Below are 17,434 nucleotides of genomic sequence, written 5' to 3'. Positions count from 1 at the left end.
TTTTTTTATACTTTAATAAAGGATTTTAGACAATGCCTGTGTTATAGCTTAATGTTGAAATTAACAGCTATGTCTAATAAAGCCTAGACAAATAAATAAAAGTGGTGACTTAATTGAATACAGAGAAATTATCACAACGTTTAGAGGTTGTTGCAAATAATATACCGAAAGGATTTCGATTAGCTGATATTGGCTCTGATCACGCCTATTTACCTTGTTATGCTGTGAAAGTTGGCATTATCCCATTTGCTGTTGCTGGAGAAGTAGTGGAGGGGCCATACCATTCTGCCAAACGACAAGTAGAAATTGAAGGCTTACAAGAACAAATAAGTGTCCGAAAAGGAAATGGCCTTGAAGTAATTAGCTCAGAAGAAGTAGATTGTATTTCCATTGCTGGTATGGGTGGAGCGTTAATAACAAGCATTTTAGAAGATGGCAAGGAAAAGCTGGAGACAGTAAAAAGGTTAATTTTGCAGCCAAATATTAGTGCCATCTCCATTAGAAACTGGCTTTCTCAAAATGGCTGGGTTCTTATTGCTGAAGAAATACTTGAAGAAGATAATAAAATTTATGAAGTCTTAGTAGCTGAAAAAGGGAACCCCTTGAATAAACCGGAAAAAGAATTACAAATGGAATTATTATTTGGCCCTTTTTTGCTAAAACAAAATTCCGCCGTTTTTAAAAAGAAATGGTCGGCTGAATTAAGGAATTGGCAAAGGATATTAAATCAGCTTGAAAAAGCGGCAGATACTGAGGAAACAAGAAGCAAAAAACATGAGCTGATCGAGAAGATTAAGATGGTTGAGGAGGTACTGGAAATTGAAAAAGGTTAATGGACATGAAATTATCCAGCTTTTTGAACAATTTTCTCCAAAAGGATACGCAATGGAAGGGGATAAAATTGGCTTGCAAATTGGCAGACTAAACAAGCCAATTGAAAACGTAATGATTGCTTTGGATGTATTGGAAGAGGTAGTGGATGAAGCAATTTCCAAAAACGTTCAGCTTATCATTGCGCATCATCCGCCTATTTTTCGTCCGCTTAAATCGATCGCGACTGATACCCCTGCAGGAAGGCTAATAGAGAAGCTAATTAAACATGATATAGCTGTCTATGCTGCCCATACGAATTTAGACGTAGCAGCAGGCGGAGTAAATGATATGCTAGCTGATGCACTTCAGCTAGTTAATACAGAGGTGCTTTATCCTACATATGAGACTGAATTAAGGAAACTGGTTGTATATGTCCCTGAAGAGCATGCAAACGCTCTTAAAACCGCTTTGGGAGACGCAGGAGCAGGGGCAATCGGCAATTATAGTCATTGTTCCTTCTCATCACCTGGAACTGGCCAATTCTTACCTCAGGAAGGAACCAATCCTTTTATCGGTGCTGTCGGGAAACTCGAAACTGTCAATGAACAGAAAGTTGAAACGATTTATCCGGCTCACTTGGAAAATAGAGTTTTAAAAGCAATGTTTAAAGCGCATCCATACGAAGAGGTTGCTTATGATATTTATAAGCTTGAAAATAAAGGCGAAGTATTAGGTCTAGGCAGAATTGGTGAGATTGCGGAAATGACATTAGGAGAATTCGCTGAACATGTTAAGAAAACACTAGAAGTAAATGGTGTACGTGTCGTTGGAGATTTACATTCAAAGGTTAAAAAGGTAGCGGTGCTAGGCGGGGACGGAAATAAATATTTTACTTCGGCTAAATTTAAAGGAGCAGATGTTTACGTTACCGGAGATATGTATTACCACATTGCGCATGATGCGATGATGATGGGGCTTAATGTTGTTGATCCTGGCCATAATGTTGAAAAGGTAATGAAAAAAGGTGTTGCAAGCCAATTGACAAAAATGTGTCAAGAAAAGGGGTATGAGGTTTCAATTTTTGCTTCTGAAATCCATACAGATCCTTTTCAGTTTGTTTAAAAAGTTTTTAAAAAGAAAAAGAGGACGGTTTCGTCCTCTTTCTTAAGTTATGATTTCTTTACTTTAGGCAGAATTTTATTTAACGGTACTCTTTTTTCTTTATTCCACGTTGTTTCATCAAACGGATTAAACTGTTCAATAAACGAGATCACTTCTTTTGTAATTGGAGTAGGTGTTGATGCTCCAGATGTTACAGCTACAGTGGAAGCATCCTTAATCCAGTCAATTTCAAGCTCAGAAACATCGGCGATTCGGTACGCCTTCGTACTAGCAATTTCTTCTGAAACTTGTGCCAAACGGTTTGAGTTATTGCTTTTTGGATCGCCAACGACAATTAGTACATCTGCCTTACCAGCTTGTTCAGCGACTGCTTCTTGACGAACTTGTGTTGCAAGGCAAATTTCTTTATGGAATTCGGCATGCGGATATCTTTCTTTAATTTGCTCCATTACGTGCTTAACATCCCATTGACTCATCGTCGTTTGATTCGTGACAACAACTTTATCATTTTCGATTTGAAGAGCATTTACATCATCAATCGTTTCAACAAGATGAACTTGTTGTGGTGCGACGCCAATTGCTCCTTCTGGTTCAGGATGGCCTTTTTTACCGATGTAGATAATTTCAAAGCCTTGTTCCGTTTTATCCTTAATTAAATCATGTGTTCTTGTTACATCTGGACAAGTTGCATCGATCGTCACGAGGCCCTTTTGCTTCGCTAATTCTCTAACCTGTGGTGAGATCCCGTGAGCGGTAAAGATAACTGTTCCTTTATCAACCTTTTCGAGAATTTCAAGACGATTGTTTCCGTCAAGGGTGATAATGCCATCCTCTTGAAAAGCATCAGTAACATGTTTATTGTGTACAATCATTCCTAGTATATAAATAGGCCTTGGCAAGGTTTTATCAAGAGCAGCATTTCTTGCAATGACCATCGCATCAACAACTCCGTAGCAATAACCACGAGGCGAGATTTTAATAATTTCCAAATATAAAGCCCCCTTTAGATAAGATCTAAGAAGATAAATATTCAATATTTTGCTGTTCAATCAGTTCAATGAACATACACTTATACTATTATAAAGGACAATTGATAATAATAATACTAAAAGGGGATAAATAGCGAAGTGTTTCTCAGCATGGCAATGGTCAAAATAATGTTTTTATAGGGAAAATATTATACATAGAGTTTCGGTTTTGACATTCCAATTTCAGCTTTTTTCTCATTTTCTATTGTGGACTCTTCGATAATTGGAGTATCTTGTTTCTTAGTATTAGCAGCCTTTTTAGTTTTTTTAGGTTTCTTAATTTCTTTTTCCTTTTCTTCGGAAGTTTCATTTGATGAGCCTTTAATTCCTCTATAAAGCTTCCATATAGCAGGGATGTTTCTTACGAGGGGACCATATTGCTGAACCATTGGTCCAATTTGTTGAGCAGTATTTAGTACCTTTTGTGTATTTTGTAAAAAGCCTGTAACCGCTCCAGGGTCGCTAAGTGATTTAAGAATTCCGCCTGCACCGGTATTCCCTGCGCCAGCTGCTCTACTTGCTGTTTGCATTGCACCTCCACCCAAACCGCGGCCTGAGTTTCCACGGCCTAATAGTTTGGAGAAAAGCCCTCCGCTGCCACCGCCTTGTCTCATTTGCTGAGGGACTCCCAGTCCTCTGAATCCACCTCTAGCCATTGGGCCGCCTGCACCACCCATCGGAGCTCCTGGGCCTCTCATGAAGGGCTGAGCCCCCCGGAAGCCCATTGGAGGAGGGCCGAACATTTGATTTCTAAAGGCATGAGGAGGCATTCCTCCGTGAAAAGGTGCCCTTGGTCCATTTATCATATAATTGGCCTCCATTCTTATCTATTAGTAATAAGCTATGCACAAATGTCGAAATGGTTTTAACTGTTTTATATTTACTAATTAAATTGAAAACTTTAAGAAGAAAGGTATGGGTGGTTATTTCAAGCAAATTTTATTATAATAACAGGATGATTACTTGAATCGAAATGAAGGAGTTAAATAAATGATAGAAAATAAATTTGCACGTTTTGAATTGAAAGCATTTATTGAGGATGCGGTGAACGAATTAGGCTTTTTTGAGCCAACGGAAATACAAGAAAGATTAATTCCAACGGTGTTAAAAGGAGAGTCAGCCATAGGGCAGTCTCAAACAGGTACCGGAAAAACTCATGCCTATGTTTTGCCTATTTTACAAAAAATAGATTTTGAAAAACAGGAAGTACAAGCTGTCATCGCTGCACCGACAAGGGAACTGGCAAGCCAAATTTACCATGAAATCCTAAAAGTAACGAAGCATTGCCGTGAAGGAGAAGAAATTTCTGCACGCTGTTACGTCGGAGGTACGGACAAGCAAAGATCGATTGAAAAATTAAAAAATCAGCCGCAAATCGTTGTCGGTACTCCAGGAAGAATTAATGATCTTGTGAAGGAACAAGCACTATTTGTGCACACAGCAACAATGCTAGTTGTCGATGAAGCAGATTTAATGCTAGACATGGGCTTCATTGAGGATATTGATCAAATCGCTTCGAGAATGCCAGAAAAGCTACAGATGCTGATTTTTTCCGCGACAATCCCGGAGAAATTAAAACCATTTTTAAAGAAATATATGGAAAACCCAAAATACATTCAAGTTGATCCTAAACAAGTAGCTGCAGCTAAAATTGATCATTGGATCATGCCTTCTAGACATCGTAATAAGGATAAGCTTGTATATGAAGCCTTGACTGTATTTAATCCTTATTTGGCAATTGTTTTTACGAATACAAAGAAGATGGCAGATGAAGTGGCGGATTCATTAATTAAAAAGGGCTTAAAAGTTGGCCGCATACATGGAGATCTTAATCCGCGTGAACGAAAAAAGATGATGAAGCAAATAAAGGATTTAGAATTTCAATATATTGTTGCGACAGATTTGGCAGCAAGAGGAATCGATATTCAAGGAATTAGTCATGTCATTAACTATGAGCTGCCTTCGGACTTAGACTTTTATATACACCGTGTCGGCAGAACAGCTCGTGCTGGATATTCAGGGATTGCGTTAACCATATATGATCCATCTGATGAGGATGCACTAAATCGTCTTGAGAAAATGGACATTGAGTTCCATCATGTAGACCTTCTCAAGGGGGAATGGACAGATTTAGGTAGTCGAAACAAGCGGAAAAATCGTCAAAAGCAAACAGATAACATTGATAAACAAGCACATTCAATTGTCCAAAAACCTAAAAAAGTTAAGCCAGGGTATAAAAAGAAAATGCAATCTGAAATTGAAAGCTTCAAAAAGCGCCAAAGAAGATTACAGAGAAAAAAATAAGATTAGAGAAAGGGAGAGAGAAATATGCCAAAAATCGGATCTCATGTTTCGATGAGTGGGAAAAAAATGCTCTTAGCGGCGAGTGAGGAAGCCGTCTCCTATGGTTCCAACACGTTTATGATTTATACGGGTGCACCACAAAATACGAGACGAAAGAAAATAGAAGATTTAAATATTGAAGCAGGTTTAAAGCATATGGAGGCAAATGGAATATCCGATATTATTGTCCATGCCCCGTATATTATTAATATTGGCAATACAGAAAACCCAAGTACTTTTGAATTAGGTGTAAACTTCTTAAGAACTGAAATCGATCGTACGGAAGCAATTGGCGCCAAACAGATCGTATTGCATCCAGGAGCGCATGTAGGAGCCGGTACAGAGGCTGGAATTAAGAAGATTGTTGAAGGGTTAAACGAAGTATTAGCAGGGGATGAAAAGGTCCAAATTGCCCTTGAAACGATGGCGGGAAAAGGCTCCGAATGCGGAAAGACATTCGAGGAATTAGCGATGATTATTGATGGAGTCAATTATAATGACCATCTTTCTGTCTGCTTCGATACTTGCCATATACATGATGCCGGTTATAATATTGTGGAAGATTTTGATGGTGTGTTAGAGCAATTTGATCGCATTATCGGCCTCGACCGACTAAAGGTTATGCATATTAATGACAGTAAAAATGAACGCGGAATGAAAAAGGACCGTCATGAGAATATTGGTTTTGGTCATATCGGCTTTAAAGCGTTAAACTATATTGTCCATCATCCTCAGTTAAAGGATGTTCCTAAAATTCTTGAGACTCCATATGTCGGCGAAGACAAAAACAATAAAAAAGCGCCATATAAACATGAGCTTTCCATGCTGCGTGCACAAGAATTTAATGAAGATCTACTTGATTTAATAACGCGAGGTTAATGTGCTAAGAGGGAAAAAGCTGATAGTAAATTACAGCTTTTTTCCTCTTACAATTAATATTATTTTGCCAATTGGAGAAACAAACGGTTCACTTCTCTAGCAGTTTCAGGGCCCGCAATTTTGGCAATGGCCTTTACAACTTTTGAACGTTCAGCATCATTAAAAATATTTATGTTTTTTCCGCGAAGATACTCAGCAATTTTATTCGCTTGCTGTTTAGTGATTGATACTTGAAATTGCTCTCCATACTTTAATAACTCAGCAACAGAAATATTGTTTATTTTATGATTGATGATATTTTCAAAAATTTTCAACTCTCATCACCCCTCAAATGTACTTTATGATGGATTATAAAAAATCGTGACAAATAATTATAACTATTTCTTTTCTGCTTTGTCCCCCTTGTTTCTTTACAAATCTTTTCTCTTCCTGTATACTTTCTTTTGTTAAATCGGAATGATTCTTAATTTGAAAAAGGTGATACAAATGAAGGCGCAATCTACGCCGATAATTGAAATAAATCAATTATTTTACCGATACGAAAAAGAAAATGTTCTTGAAAATATAAACTTAGCCATTGAAGAGGGTGCGTTTCTTGGAATTGTAGGACCGAATGGTTCAGGAAAATCAACGTTACTAAAACTCATCCTTGGATTACTCAAAATGCAAACAGGGGAAATCCGTCTATTCGGTGATGATGTCAGCAAATTTAAGGATTGGCAAAAAATTGGTTTTGTTTCACAAAAAGCAAATTCTTTTAATACTGGTTTTCCAGCAACAGTTTTTGAGGTAGTAGCAAGTGGATTAACAAAAAAGCTTGGGCTTTTCAAATTTATGAAAAAAGAGGATCAGCAGAAGGTTATTCAAGCCATTGATTCTGTTGGCCTCCTTCCATTTCAAAAACGCAATATTGGCGAACTTTCAGGTGGTCAACAGCAGCGAGTATTTATTGCGAGAGCTTTAGTGAGCGATCCGAAGCTTCTAATACTTGACGAGCCTACTGTTGGGGTTGATGCCCAAAATGTTCAATCCTTTTATGATATGCTTCATGTGCTTAATAAAGATTTAGGAATTACACTTTTATTAGTGACACATGATATTGGCGCTATATCTGACAAGGTGACTCATGTTGCTTGTTTAAATAAACATTTGCATTTTCATGGAGAAACGATGGAATTTGAACAATTGAAAATGGAAGAGTTGTCTGATTTTTATGGCCATGATGTCAATATTTTGACACATCATCATGATCATCACCATCATCAACATGAAGGAGCGGGGCAATGCTAGCTAGTTTATTACAATACGAATTTTTGCAAAATGCCTTTTTAACGGGAATTATTATTGGCATTATCGCTCCCTTACTAGGTGTCTTTATCGTTGTCCGCAGACTTTCGCTAATTGCAGATGCGTTAAGCCATGTTACACTAGCGGGAATTGCAGCTAGTCTTTTTCTAGAGAAGAAATTTGTTGGTTTAAGCGGATTAAATCCAATTTATATGGGGATGGCATTTTCAGTAACGGGATCTTTATTTATTGAAAAGCTTCGAACCGTTTATAAGCATTATCAAGAGCTTGCGATTCCAATCATATTGTCAGGCGGGATTGGATTAGGCGTCATTTTTATATCACTTGCAAATGGCTTTAATACAGATTTATTCAGTTATTTATTCGGCAGTGTAAGCGCAGTTAGCCGAGTAGATTTATGGACAATTGCTGTTATTAGTGTTCTTGTTATATCTCTTGTTTTTCTTTTATATAAAGAATTATTTTTGTTGTCTTTTGATGAGGAGCATGCTAAAGCCTCTGGAATTGCCGCAAGAAGTGTTCATTTTATTTTTATAATATTAGTTGCCCTTGTTATTGCCGCATCCATGCGAATTGTTGGTATTTTGCTCGTTTCGTCTTTAATGACATTGCCTGTGGCTGCGAGCATTCGAATCGCTAAAGGGTTCAAACAGACAATATTCTATTCAATTATATTTGGCGAAACATCTGTGTTAGGCGGATTAACCCTATCATATTATTTAGATTTGGCGCCTGGCGGAACGATTGTCATGTTAGCTGTGTTAATCTTAGTTATAACAATTCTCATTAAAAGGCTAAATTAAAATGTAACAACAAGTGTTTAAAGAACATAGAGTTCCTTTAAAGGGGTGAAAGAAGTGGATGTTAACGAAGCGCTGGAGCTTTTAAAGGAAAAAGGATATAAACAAACTGGAAAAAGAGAAGAAATGCTGCAATTTTTTGCAGAAAACAATAAATATTTAACGGCAAGAGATGTGCTCAATTGGATGAAAGAGGATTATCCAGGCTTAAGCTTCGATACGATCTATCGCAATCTATCCTTATTTGTTGAGCTAGGAATATTTGAAATGACCGAATTATCAGGAGAGAAGCATTTCCGCTTTACTTGTTCTCACGAGCATCATCACCATCATTTTATTTGTCTTGATTGCGGAAAAACGAAAGAAATTGACACATGTCCAATGAAAGAGTTACAAGAAAATTTAAAAGGCTATGATGTATCAGGGCATAAATTTGAAATATATGGACGCTGTCCTGATTGTGTAATATAGATAGGCTTCAAAAAAAAACGGCAAAATGCCGTTTTATTTTTTGTCTAGCTCCAGCGTCTACCCCCGACGTACAGGACGTACTAGTGTCGACTTAGCGATGCGGATGTCGCGTTTTTGTCGACCTCGAGGTCACAAGCCAAGCCTCCCAGAAAGGTAGAGCTCACCTTTCCGTGAGGCTCGTCTTGTGCTTGTCGGGGGTGAACATCAAGGAAAACACCTTGGAATAATCATCGCAGGAACAATTCGATTTTAATTGTTCCGAAGGCGCTTCCGCTTATCTATTTTAACCAATAATTAACCCATTGATTCGCTTCATTCCAGTTATTTACGCGGATAACCCCGCTAGGGATAGGATCTTGATTGTACGGGGTATTAAATAAAATGACTGGAATCTTACATTCTTCATGTATCATTACCGCATTATCATGCTTGTCTTCAAAAAACAATTCAACACCGTATTCCTTTGCTGCTTTAATTTTATTATGAGTTCCGATTAAGTCAATATGATGGAAGGATAAGGCATGTTTTAAAAACCATTCCTTCGTTACCTCTAATAAATGTGACCCGCGGGCGCTAATAAAAAATAATTCATGCTCCTTTTCCCATTGATTTAGAATATCTTTTGCACCTTCGGCAAGCGGGGACTCGGCGTATATGGCCGGCTCAGTTTCCACAAACCATTGGGCAAACTCTTCTTCAGTAATTTCAACTAAATGGTTTAAATCGTATTGTTTGACATCTTGTAGCGTAATATTAAGATTAAATGCTTTATTTAAAAAAGGAATCATTGAGGATGGACAAGTGACCGTTCCATCAATATCAATTCCAAAGCGCTTTTTCATGAACAAACTCTCCTTTTTACAAAGTTCAATTATTATCTTAGCAGAACAAAGTGTAGGACTAAAGAATTTTCCTAAAAGATCAGAAACAGTAAAACATTAACATCTTTAAAAATGGCATTTTCGCTAACAATATTAATGCTCCTTTGAAAAAAGTTTTTTGGGGGAATCACAAGAGCGTTATGTACCTAATTGAACTTTTTTCCTAGTGGCAGCCTGCATACTTGAAAGCGAGGGATCCGTATGGCAGATCAAAAGCGCGATTACGAGGAATATGATCTTCGTGAACCGCAAGAAATTGGAGAGAAAGACCAATATAGAGCTGCAGATTACAATGAAGAAACCTCTGCTGAAATTGCTGCACCAATGTCTTTTGATAGGGATAGGGATGTTGTAAATGATGTAGATAGAGAAACCGAAACAGCAGGCAGGGGGATGGGGATTGCTGGCTTAGTCCTTTCCATCATCTCATTGTTCGTGTTTCCAGTCCTGTTTGGAGCAGTAGGTATTGTCCTTGGATTTATTGCACGCCGCAGAGGCGCTTTAAGCTTAGGGAGCTGGGCAATTGGTATTGGGGTCGTTTCCATAGTTGTCGGAATGTTTATCCTCCCATTTTTTTAACATAAATAAAGAAGAGGGTGACATTTATGTCCCCTCTTTTAAAATGCATTTAGTTCAATGTTTCTTGTTGCTGTTTTTCAGCTTCTTTTTTTTCGAAGTATTCTTCAGCAATTTTGTCAATTTCCTTTTTTAATTCTTCAACCATTGTTTCTTCAGGAACTTTTCGCACGATTTCTCCTTTACGGAAAAGAAGTCCTTCTCCTCTTGCACCAGCAATTCCAATATCGGCTTCACGTGCTTCCCCTGGACCATTTACCGCACATCCGAGGACGGCTACTTTAATTGGTGCTTTAATTTTTTGAATATATTCTTCCACTTCATTCGCAATGCTGATTAAATCAATTTCGATTCTGCCGCATGTAGGGCAAGAAATTAATGTAGCAGCGTTAGAAGAAAGACCAAATACTTTTAACAGCTCACGAGCAACTTTTACTTCTTCAACTGGATCTGCACTTAACGAGATACGAAGCGTATTTCCAATCCCTTTATTTAAAATAACACCTAGTCCAGCAGCACTTTTTACCGTACCGGCAAATAGTGTACCAGATTCTGTAATTCCTAAATGGAGTGGATAATCAAAGGCCTTTGCAGCTTTTTCATAGGCTTCAATCGCTAAATTAACATCCGAAGCTTTCATCGACACGATAATATCGTGGAAATCCAAATCTTCAAGGATTTTAATATGGTGAAGGGCGCTTTCAACCATTCCATCTGCAGTTGGATATCCATACTTTTCAAGAATCTTTTTCTCTAATGAGCCGGCATTAACGCCGATTCGAATAGGAATCCCTTTTTCTTTTGCAGCTTTGACAACAGCCTCTACTTTTTCTCTTCTCCCGATATTACCAGGATTGATTCTTATTTTATCTGCTCCGCCTTCAATCGCTTTAAGAGCAAGTTTATAGTCAAAATGAATGTCGACAACGAGTGGAATGTTAATTTGCTTTTTAATATCAGCAATCGCATTTGCAGCTCGTTCATCTGGACAGGCAACGCGCACGATCTGACAGCCTGCTTCTTCAAGACGCTTGATCTCAGCAACTGTCGCTTCAACATCATGAGTCTTTGTTGTTGTCATACTTTGAATAAACAGTTCATTACTGCCGCCAATTGTTAAAGGACCAACCTTAACAGGGCGTGTTTTTGTACGATGTATAATTTCACTCAATGGAGATTCGCTCCTTTTATCACAATTCTTTTCTTTCTTATTTTGCTTCATACTTTCATATTGTAACAATGGTTCATTGAAATTGACAAGAATGAAGGTTTATCCACTAATAGGAAGTAAATTTTTCTTCGATCAAGGAGCTTGAGCATTACTATTGTAATCCGGAAATTTATAAATAATACCAGATTTTATTTCTTCAGGCTTTAAACCATCATTTAAGCTTTTAAAGTCTATGATAACCTCGGAAATGGAAACAGAAAGAGGACCTTTTATGTTTCTCTCTATTATAGATAAAACTGTATCTCCGGACGATACTTTTTTTTCAAAAAAAGGTAATGTAGTTTCACTTTTTGTCATTACTTCAATAGCTGGTTCTTTATCTGCTGGAAGCGTTCCATTTGTTAAATCATAATAGATTACATAAATAATAAGGATTGATATGAGAAAGAGGGAAAGACGCTTCATATTGGTTATCCTCCAGGATAAGTAGTTTTTACCAATATGTATGCTTGTACAAGGAAGTTAGAACTAATAGTAGAAAAAACTAACAAAAATATTACTATACCTTTACGAAAACTTAATATTATTTTGCCATAATTAACTAGGTCCTTAGAAGGGGGAGGTTGTTTATGAGTAAGCTGAAAGTTGTGATTCATCAATTATTATCAAAAATTACTTTGCAAACTAGACTATTAGTGCTGATATTATCATTGCTTCTACTTATTGTTTCAACTGTAGGTTATATCTCCTATGGAAAAACAAAAGAAAAAGTGCAAAGCTTAATTGAGCAAAGATTGATGAAGGAAGTAACAACTATTTATGACCTATCACAAAATCTCATGCTTATTTATGTAGGGAATGAAGACAAATATTTTACAAAGATGAATCAAGTGATTAAAAGACAGGATTCTGAGCTTGCACAAGATGGTCTAAGTGGTCATTTTTTCTTAGTAAATGAAAAAGGTGCAAGTCCTTTTCCTGTTAGTAAAAATACGAAAATCAAGTTCTCGCAATCAACAATAAATGAAATCAATAAAAAAAAGAAAGGGTTTATTCATCAAAAAATAAACGGGGAGCTTTATACCATCTCATTTCAACCTGTTCATGAGTTAAAAGGAATTTATGTAATCGCGATCCCGCAAAGTCAATATTTAAAAGAAATTAATGAAATGGCAAAGTACATATTTATTGTTGTGTTAATTAGCCTCTCCATTACTTCTATAATCCTTATCCTTTTAGTAAGAAATCTAACAAGTCCATTGTTAAAACTAAGAGAGGTTATGAAAGAAGCAAGAAATGGAAATTTAAATGTGCAAGTAAATGCAAATACAACAACGCCAGAGATAACATCTCTTATTAAAAGCTTTGATGCCATGATTAAACAAATGAGTTCTTTACTATATAAAATGGCTACTACTACTAGGGATTTATCAGAAACAGGTGGAGAGCTTCAAAATATGTCTATTCAAGTAATGGAAGAAAACGAACAATTAATGAAGGCTATACAGATTGTTAAATCAGGTGCTAAGCAAACAGCAAGCAGTTCAGATGAAAGTATTCAAATGTTCCAAAATATGAAGGAGGGAATAAATAATATTTTTGTTCAAATGAATGAAATCATAAGCAAAACACATTCTATGAATGAATCAGCACATGATGGTGACATGAGTGTTGGCAATCTTATTCAAGCCTTTGAACATTTAAGTAACGAATTTAAAAGTATTTCCACCACCGTTGAGCAAGTAAAAGAACATTCAGCTTCTATCGCAGAAATTGTCACTTTCATACAACAAATGGCTGGGCAAACAAAGCTATTGGCTTTAAATGCTGCCATTGAAGCCGCAAGAGCAGGCGAGTCAGGAAAAGGTTTTGCTGTTGTTGCAAATGAGGTAAGAAAATTAGCGGAACAATCTTCTTATGCTACAGAAGAAATTAAACAAACCATTGAAAAAATGGAATTAATCTCACTACAGGCCTCAAATGAATTTGCACAAATGTTAATTCACTTTCAATCACATCTAGAAACTGCATCAATTAGCAGAAAATCTTTTGATTTATTAATGCTCGAAATAGCAGCGGTTAGTGAAATGATTCAACAAGCACAAAGTGAATTAGTTGGGCTAAATACTACGCTGCCAAAAATGGAATCTGCTACTGAATATTTTGTCTCTATTTCACAGGAGACCTTTGCAAGTGCAGAGCAGGTTGTCGAAGCCTCAGAAAAACAAATGATTAAAGTGCAAAAGAATCATGAAGCTGGTGAAAAGCTGCAGGATTTGTCGCTATCACTTGCCAAACTTAACTCGGAGTTTCGATATTCTCAAAGTTTAGAATAAACAAAAATAAAAAAACGCGCACTGCGCGTTTTTTTATTTTTTGTCTAGCTCCAGCGCCTACCCCCTCGAGGTCACAAGCCAATCCTGAAAGGTAGAGCTCACCTTTCCGTTAGGCTCGTCTTGTGCTTGTCGGGGGTGAACAAGGCGCTTGCGCTTTTCTATTTCTTTGGCTGAGGGATTTCTTTAATCGTTAGGAAAAGAAGTATATTAGCAACAAACCAGTTAATAAGGACTCCGTTTGGTACGGTTGTTTGCAAACAATCCATAATTGTAAAAAAGATCGTTGGCAGAGTGACGCTGTAAGCAGCAAGACGCCAAGTATGGCGGTAATGTAAATTGCGATGAAGTATTTTTTTCAAAAACAAACCAAGCAAAGCTAATATCGAAACTTCAATAAACTTCATGCCACTAGCAAAAATAAAAATAACAACTGCCATCAATGGAATAATGACAGCAAATGAAGAATCGACAGTCGCTAAAAGATCCAGTAAATCTTCATTTGTTAAAGGGATCGTACTAAACATAGTGTAAGGCAATGATTGAACCTGACCCCCAGCGATAAAATAAGCATCGTGCTTAAGAATGGCAATCGTTTTATCGCTGTTTTTTAGCAAATCTGTGTCATATGTTCCTGTTGAATCAAAAATAATTGTAAATTTTCCCTTATTAAGAATGATCGGTGCTTCATGTTCAGATTGTAATTCACCGTTTTCTATCTGAAATGGGGGGAGTTCGTTTTTAATACTATCTCTTACTTCATTTATTCCATTAATTAGACCAGAACTTAAATAATAAAACGAGGGAAGCAGAGATATTAAAGTAAGAAAAAAAACATATAAAATTGTTTTTCCAATTCCTTGAAAACGAAACGTTGCTATGTCTTTAGGAGAATAAAGACTTTTACCTAATTGTTTGAAAATATTCATAGTAACACACCCTTAAAAAGTTCATCACATCATTTTAACTTGATAGTAACAGGAGAACAAGATTTAAATACTATTAATATATTCAGAAAACCGTAACATCGTTGTAACATAACGCATGATTGTTAAGGTATTGTAAATTCGGATGAGGTTTTCTTTACTTCCTATTAAAAATTTTATAATAATTGGATGTGTTTGATGAAACTTGTCGAATTATAAGATAGAGGATGGGGAAAGTGGAACTGAATATACAGCAGATACTTTTTGAATTTTTGGGCGGTTTAGGAATATTTTTAATTGGAATTAAATTTATGGGAGATGGGCTGCAAAAATCCGCTGGTGATCGGTTAAGAGATATACTAGATAAATATACAACTAATCCCTTAATGGGTGTTTTTGCGGGGATCTTTGTTACCATTCTTATACAAAGCAGCTCAGCAACGACCGTAATCACTGTTGGCTTGGTTAGCGCTGGTTTTATGACTCTACGTCAAGCAATTGGGGTTATTATGGGAGCAAATATTGGAACAACGGTTACCGCCTTTATTATTGGCATAAATGTTGGAGCTTATTCTTTACCGATCATTGCTGCTGGTGCAATTTTACTTTTCTTTTTTAAGAATAAAAAGATTCAAAATTTAGGTCAGATTGTGTTTGGATTTGGTGCACTCTTCTATGGGTTAGAGTTGATGAGCGGAGGTATGAAACCGCTTAGAACACTAGAATCCTTTCAGGAATTAACTATTAGTTTAAGTACAAATCCAGTTTTAGGCGTCATCGTTGGAACTGTATTTACAGTAATCGTGCAAAGTTCAAGTGCGACGATTGGGATTTTGCAAGGTTTGTTTTCTGAAAATCTTCTTGATTTGGATGCTGCATTGCCGGTCCTGTTTGGCGACAATATTGGAACGACCATTACTGCCGTTATAGCATCAATTGGGGCATCTATCGCAGCAAAAAGAGCTGCAGCTGTGCATGTTTTATTTAATATAATTGGAACGGCCATTTTTTTAGTCATATTAAAGCCATTTACATTACTAATTGGAAATATACAGGCTAGTTTAGGACTGAATCCTGAAATGACGATTGCCTTTGCGCATGGAATATTTAATGCCTCTAATACGATAATCCAATTGCCGTTTATTGGGGTTCTTGCTTTCATTGTAACTAAATTAATACCTGGTGAGGATTCAGTAATCGGGTACAAGGCACAGCATCTTGATCCGTTATTTATTGAACAATCACCTTCCATTGCTCTTGGGCAAGTGAAAGAGGAAGTTTTGCGTATGGGTCATTTCGCCATTCGTGGCCTGGAAGAAACTCATGAATATTTCAATACTAAGCTGCAAAAGCATTCGGATAATGCTATGCAAATTGAGGAAGCCCTTAATAATCTAGATAGGAAAATTACTGATTATTTAGTTGAATTATCAACAAGATCTTTGACTAAACATGAATCGGAAGAACATTCGATGCTCATGGATGCAGTAAGAGATATCGAGCGAGTTGGTGATCATTATGAAAATATTATTGAACTGATTGAATATCAATTAGCAAATAAAGTTTTGATCTCTAATTCGGCAATGGAAGATTTACATAATATGTTTATGCTAACGATTTCGACCGTTTCAGAAGCAATCGAGGCATTAGATCATAATGATAAAGAAGCGGCTTATCATGTCGTACAAAAAGAAGAAGAAATCGATAAGATGGAGAGGAAGCTCTGCAAACAGCATATCATAAGGTTAACTGAAGGACTTTGTTCAGCACAGGCTGGTATGGTGTATATTGATATTGTGAGTAATTTAGAACGGATCGGTGATCATGCTGTAAATATTGCTGAAGCAATTTTAGTAGAATAAAGTTAATGAATTTCATGAAGTAAGGAGAAAATCTCCCTTGCTTCTTTTTTTGACTGATTATTTTATTTGTTTTTGGGAAATGTATATTGGTGGGAAGCTTTTTAATTGAAACGTTTCCCGAACTTTGGTAATCTTAAAATGTGCCATGAAGAATGATTCTAATTTCAGAATTGTAAGAAATATAGAGTTACCCCCATGGCAAATTTATGAATACATAGGAGGAATATACAATGGCATTCGAATTACCACAATTACCTTATGCTTATGATGCTCTAGAACCAAATATTGACAAGGAAACAATGAACATTCACCACACGAAGCACCATAACACATATGTAACAAACTTAAATAACGCTTTAGAAGGAAATGAAGAGCTTCTTTCTAAATCTGTTGAAGAAGTTATTTCTAACTTAGATGCTGTTCCAGAAGCTGTTCGTACAGCTGTACGCAACAATGGTGGCGGACATGCAAACCATACTTTATTCTGGCAAGTAATCTCTCCAAATGGCGGTGGCGAACCAACAGGTTCATTAACTGATGCAATTAACAGCAAGTTCGGTAGCTTCGAAAGCTTTAAAGAAGAATTTGCTAAGGCTGCAACTACTCGTTTCGGCTCAGGCTGGGCATGGCTTGCAGTAAATAACGGCGAGCTTGAAGTAACAAGCACTCCAAATCAAGATTCTCCATTAATGGAAGGCAAAACTCCAATTCTTGGTTTAGATGTTTGGGAGCATGCTTACTACTTAAATTATCAAAACCGTCGTCCAGACTACATTGGCGCATTCTGGAATGTAGTAAACTGGGATGAAGTTGCAAAACGTTATAACGAAGCAAAATAATGAAACAGCACGGCAGGAGATCCCTGCCGTGTTTTTATATTTTCCCGAAAAGAGTATAAGACGCCTTGCTTAGTTAGAGACT

Annotated in this window: 18 protein-coding genes; 11 read left to right on the top strand and 7 right to left on the bottom strand. The window is 36.8% G+C overall.

Features of this window, described 5'->3' with window-relative positions:
* The first annotated feature begins 113 nt into the window (after nucleotides 1-113).
* A complete protein-coding gene (locus F7731_RS03010) occupies nucleotides 114-833 on the top strand; it encodes a tRNA (adenine(22)-N(1))-methyltransferase (RefSeq protein WP_151533284.1) in 720 nt (239 codons plus the stop codon).
* The gene (locus F7731_RS03005; protein ID WP_151533283.1) at nucleotides 820-1,935 is read left to right on the top strand and encodes a Nif3-like dinuclear metal center hexameric protein; all 1,116 of its coding nucleotides are present in this window, start codon (nucleotides 820-822) and stop codon (nucleotides 1,933-1,935) included. The genes F7731_RS03010 and F7731_RS03005 overlap by 14 nt, the downstream gene beginning before the upstream one ends.
* Before the next feature lie 47 nt (nucleotides 1,936-1,982).
* On the opposite strand, the gene F7731_RS03000 is transcribed toward F7731_RS03005, so the two are convergent.
* Together F7731_RS03000 and vrrA are read right to left on the bottom strand one after the other, a co-directional pair.
* Nucleotides 1,983-2,924 (bottom strand): 4-hydroxy-3-methylbut-2-enyl diphosphate reductase, encoded by a 942-nt coding sequence (locus F7731_RS03000; protein WP_151533282.1) that lies wholly within the window; start codon nucleotides 2,922-2,924, stop codon nucleotides 1,983-1,985.
* 188 nt (nucleotides 2,925-3,112) lie between these two features.
* Nucleotides 3,113-3,769, bottom strand: coding sequence for a VrrA/YqfQ family protein (vrrA, locus tag F7731_RS02995; RefSeq protein WP_151533281.1), 657 nt, complete (start codon nucleotides 3,767-3,769; stop codon nucleotides 3,113-3,115).
* A 184-nt stretch (nucleotides 3,770-3,953) separates the two neighbouring features.
* Between vrrA and F7731_RS02990 the strand changes: the two genes are divergently transcribed.
* Both F7731_RS02990 and F7731_RS02985 read left to right on the top strand, forming a co-directional pair.
* Nucleotides 3,954-5,267 carry a DEAD/DEAH box helicase gene (locus tag F7731_RS02990; RefSeq protein WP_151533280.1) on the top strand — a complete coding sequence of 438 codons (1,314 nt, stop codon included), beginning with the start codon at nucleotides 3,954-3,956 and terminating at the stop codon, nucleotides 5,265-5,267.
* A 24-nt stretch (nucleotides 5,268-5,291) separates the two neighbouring features.
* Nucleotides 5,292-6,185, top strand: coding sequence for a deoxyribonuclease IV (locus tag F7731_RS02985; RefSeq protein WP_151533279.1), 894 nt, complete (start codon nucleotides 5,292-5,294; stop codon nucleotides 6,183-6,185).
* A gap of 59 nt (nucleotides 6,186-6,244) precedes the next feature.
* On the opposite strand, the gene F7731_RS02980 is transcribed toward F7731_RS02985, so the two are convergent.
* Nucleotides 6,245-6,499 carry a DUF2624 domain-containing protein gene (locus F7731_RS02980; RefSeq protein WP_151533278.1) on the bottom strand — a complete coding sequence of 85 codons (255 nt, stop codon included), beginning with the start codon at nucleotides 6,497-6,499 and terminating at the stop codon, nucleotides 6,245-6,247.
* Between the two features lie 172 nt (nucleotides 6,500-6,671).
* Between F7731_RS02980 and F7731_RS02975 the strand changes: the two genes are divergently transcribed.
* Genes F7731_RS02975 through zur form a run of 3 tightly spaced genes read left to right on the top strand, consistent with a single transcriptional unit; the run spans nucleotide 6,672 to nucleotide 8,764 of the window.
* Nucleotides 6,672-7,475: a metal ABC transporter ATP-binding protein gene (locus F7731_RS02975; protein WP_151533277.1), complete on the top strand. Its 804-nt coding sequence runs from the start codon at nucleotides 6,672-6,674 to the stop codon at nucleotides 7,473-7,475.
* Complete coding sequence (locus tag F7731_RS02970) at nucleotides 7,469-8,296, top strand: metal ABC transporter permease (protein WP_151533276.1); 828 nt, start codon at nucleotides 7,469-7,471, stop codon at nucleotides 8,294-8,296. Before F7731_RS02975 ends, F7731_RS02970 begins: the two co-directional genes overlap by 7 nt.
* 54 nt (nucleotides 8,297-8,350) lie before the next feature.
* Nucleotides 8,351-8,764, top strand: a complete 414-nt coding sequence (gene zur / locus F7731_RS02965) for a zinc uptake transcriptional repressor Zur (protein WP_151533275.1) — start codon at nucleotides 8,351-8,353, stop codon at nucleotides 8,762-8,764.
* 278 nt (nucleotides 8,765-9,042) lie between these two features.
* On the opposite strand, the gene F7731_RS02960 is transcribed toward zur, so the two are convergent.
* On the bottom strand, nucleotides 9,043-9,606 hold the full coding sequence (locus F7731_RS02960; RefSeq protein ID WP_151533274.1) for a 5' nucleotidase, NT5C type: 564 nt from the start codon (nucleotides 9,604-9,606) through the stop codon (nucleotides 9,043-9,045).
* Nucleotides 9,607-9,846: 240 nt separating this feature from the next.
* Here F7731_RS02960 and F7731_RS02955 point away from each other — a divergent pair, with 240 nt between their 5' ends.
* Nucleotides 9,847-10,224: a DUF4190 domain-containing protein gene (locus F7731_RS02955; protein WP_151533273.1), complete on the top strand. Its 378-nt coding sequence runs from the start codon at nucleotides 9,847-9,849 to the stop codon at nucleotides 10,222-10,224.
* Nucleotides 10,225-10,273: 49 nt separating this feature from the next.
* Here F7731_RS02955 and ispG read toward each other — a convergent pair whose 3' ends face one another.
* Both ispG and F7731_RS02945 read right to left on the bottom strand, forming a co-directional pair.
* On the bottom strand, nucleotides 10,274-11,383 hold the full coding sequence (gene ispG / locus F7731_RS02950; protein ID WP_212031149.1) for a flavodoxin-dependent (E)-4-hydroxy-3-methylbut-2-enyl-diphosphate synthase: 1,110 nt from the start codon (nucleotides 11,381-11,383) through the stop codon (nucleotides 10,274-10,276).
* A gap of 141 nt (nucleotides 11,384-11,524) precedes the next feature.
* Entirely contained in the window at nucleotides 11,525-11,857 is a 333-nt protein-coding gene (locus F7731_RS02945) for a hypothetical protein (RefSeq protein WP_151533271.1), read from the bottom strand.
* Nucleotides 11,858-12,021: 164 nt separating this feature from the next.
* On the opposite strand from F7731_RS02945, the gene F7731_RS02940 reads away from it, so the two are divergent.
* On the top strand, nucleotides 12,022-13,728 hold the full coding sequence (locus F7731_RS02940; protein WP_151533270.1) for a methyl-accepting chemotaxis protein: 1,707 nt from the start codon (nucleotides 12,022-12,024) through the stop codon (nucleotides 13,726-13,728).
* Between the two features lie 158 nt (nucleotides 13,729-13,886).
* On the opposite strand, the gene F7731_RS02935 is transcribed toward F7731_RS02940, so the two are convergent.
* Nucleotides 13,887-14,654: a DUF1189 domain-containing protein gene (locus F7731_RS02935; protein WP_151533269.1), complete on the bottom strand. Its 768-nt coding sequence runs from the start codon at nucleotides 14,652-14,654 to the stop codon at nucleotides 13,887-13,889.
* Nucleotides 14,655-14,878: 224 nt separating this feature from the next.
* Between F7731_RS02935 and F7731_RS02930 the strand changes: the two genes are divergently transcribed.
* Nucleotides 14,879-16,513 carry a Na/Pi cotransporter family protein gene (locus tag F7731_RS02930; protein ID WP_151533268.1) on the top strand — a complete coding sequence of 545 codons (1,635 nt, stop codon included), beginning with the start codon at nucleotides 14,879-14,881 and terminating at the stop codon, nucleotides 16,511-16,513.
* 230 nt (nucleotides 16,514-16,743) lie between these two features.
* The gene (gene sodA / locus F7731_RS02925; RefSeq protein WP_151533267.1) at nucleotides 16,744-17,352 is read left to right on the top strand and encodes a superoxide dismutase SodA; all 609 of its coding nucleotides are present in this window, start codon (nucleotides 16,744-16,746) and stop codon (nucleotides 17,350-17,352) included.
* The last annotated feature ends 82 nt before the right edge of the window (nucleotides 17,353-17,434 follow it).

This window comes from Cytobacillus depressus, assembly GCF_008923245.1.
In the GTDB taxonomy this organism is placed as follows: Bacteria; Bacillota; Bacilli; order Bacillales; family Cytobacillaceae; genus Cytobacillus; species Cytobacillus depressus.
The sequence above is the reverse complement of the archived record's forward strand: the minus strand, read 5'-3'. Positions and strand labels throughout refer to the sequence as shown.

What these genes read in the sequence shown, in the direction of transcription:
- vrrA (WP_151533281.1), bottom strand. Translation starts at nt 3,769, where the DNA reads ATGATAAATGGACCAAGGGCACCTTTTCACGGAGGAATGCCTCCTCAT.
- F7731_RS02990 (WP_151533280.1), top strand. Translation starts at nt 3,954, where the DNA reads ATGATAGAAAATAAATTTGCACGTTTTGAATTGAAAGCATTTATTGAG.
- F7731_RS02985 (WP_151533279.1), top strand. Translation starts at nt 5,292, where the DNA reads ATGCCAAAAATCGGATCTCATGTTTCGATGAGTGGGAAAAAAATGCTC.
- F7731_RS02975 (WP_151533277.1), top strand. Translation starts at nt 6,672, where the DNA reads ATGAAGGCGCAATCTACGCCGATAATTGAAATAAATCAATTATTTTAC.
- F7731_RS02970 (WP_151533276.1), top strand. Translation starts at nt 7,469, where the DNA reads ATGCTAGCTAGTTTATTACAATACGAATTTTTGCAAAATGCCTTTTTA.
- F7731_RS02960 (WP_151533274.1), bottom strand. Translation starts at nt 9,606, where the DNA reads ATGAAAAAGCGCTTTGGAATTGATATTGATGGAACGGTCACTTGTCCA.
- F7731_RS02955 (WP_151533273.1), top strand. Translation starts at nt 9,847, where the DNA reads ATGGCAGATCAAAAGCGCGATTACGAGGAATATGATCTTCGTGAACCG.
- F7731_RS02945 (WP_151533271.1), bottom strand. Translation starts at nt 11,857, where the DNA reads ATGAAGCGTCTTTCCCTCTTTCTCATATCAATCCTTATTATTTATGTA.
- F7731_RS02940 (WP_151533270.1), top strand. Translation starts at nt 12,022, where the DNA reads ATGAGTAAGCTGAAAGTTGTGATTCATCAATTATTATCAAAAATTACT.
- F7731_RS02935 (WP_151533269.1), bottom strand. Translation starts at nt 14,654, where the DNA reads ATGAATATTTTCAAACAATTAGGTAAAAGTCTTTATTCTCCTAAAGAC.
- F7731_RS02930 (WP_151533268.1), top strand. Translation starts at nt 14,879, where the DNA reads ATGGGGAAAGTGGAACTGAATATACAGCAGATACTTTTTGAATTTTTG.
- sodA (WP_151533267.1), top strand. Translation starts at nt 16,744, where the DNA reads ATGGCATTCGAATTACCACAATTACCTTATGCTTATGATGCTCTAGAA.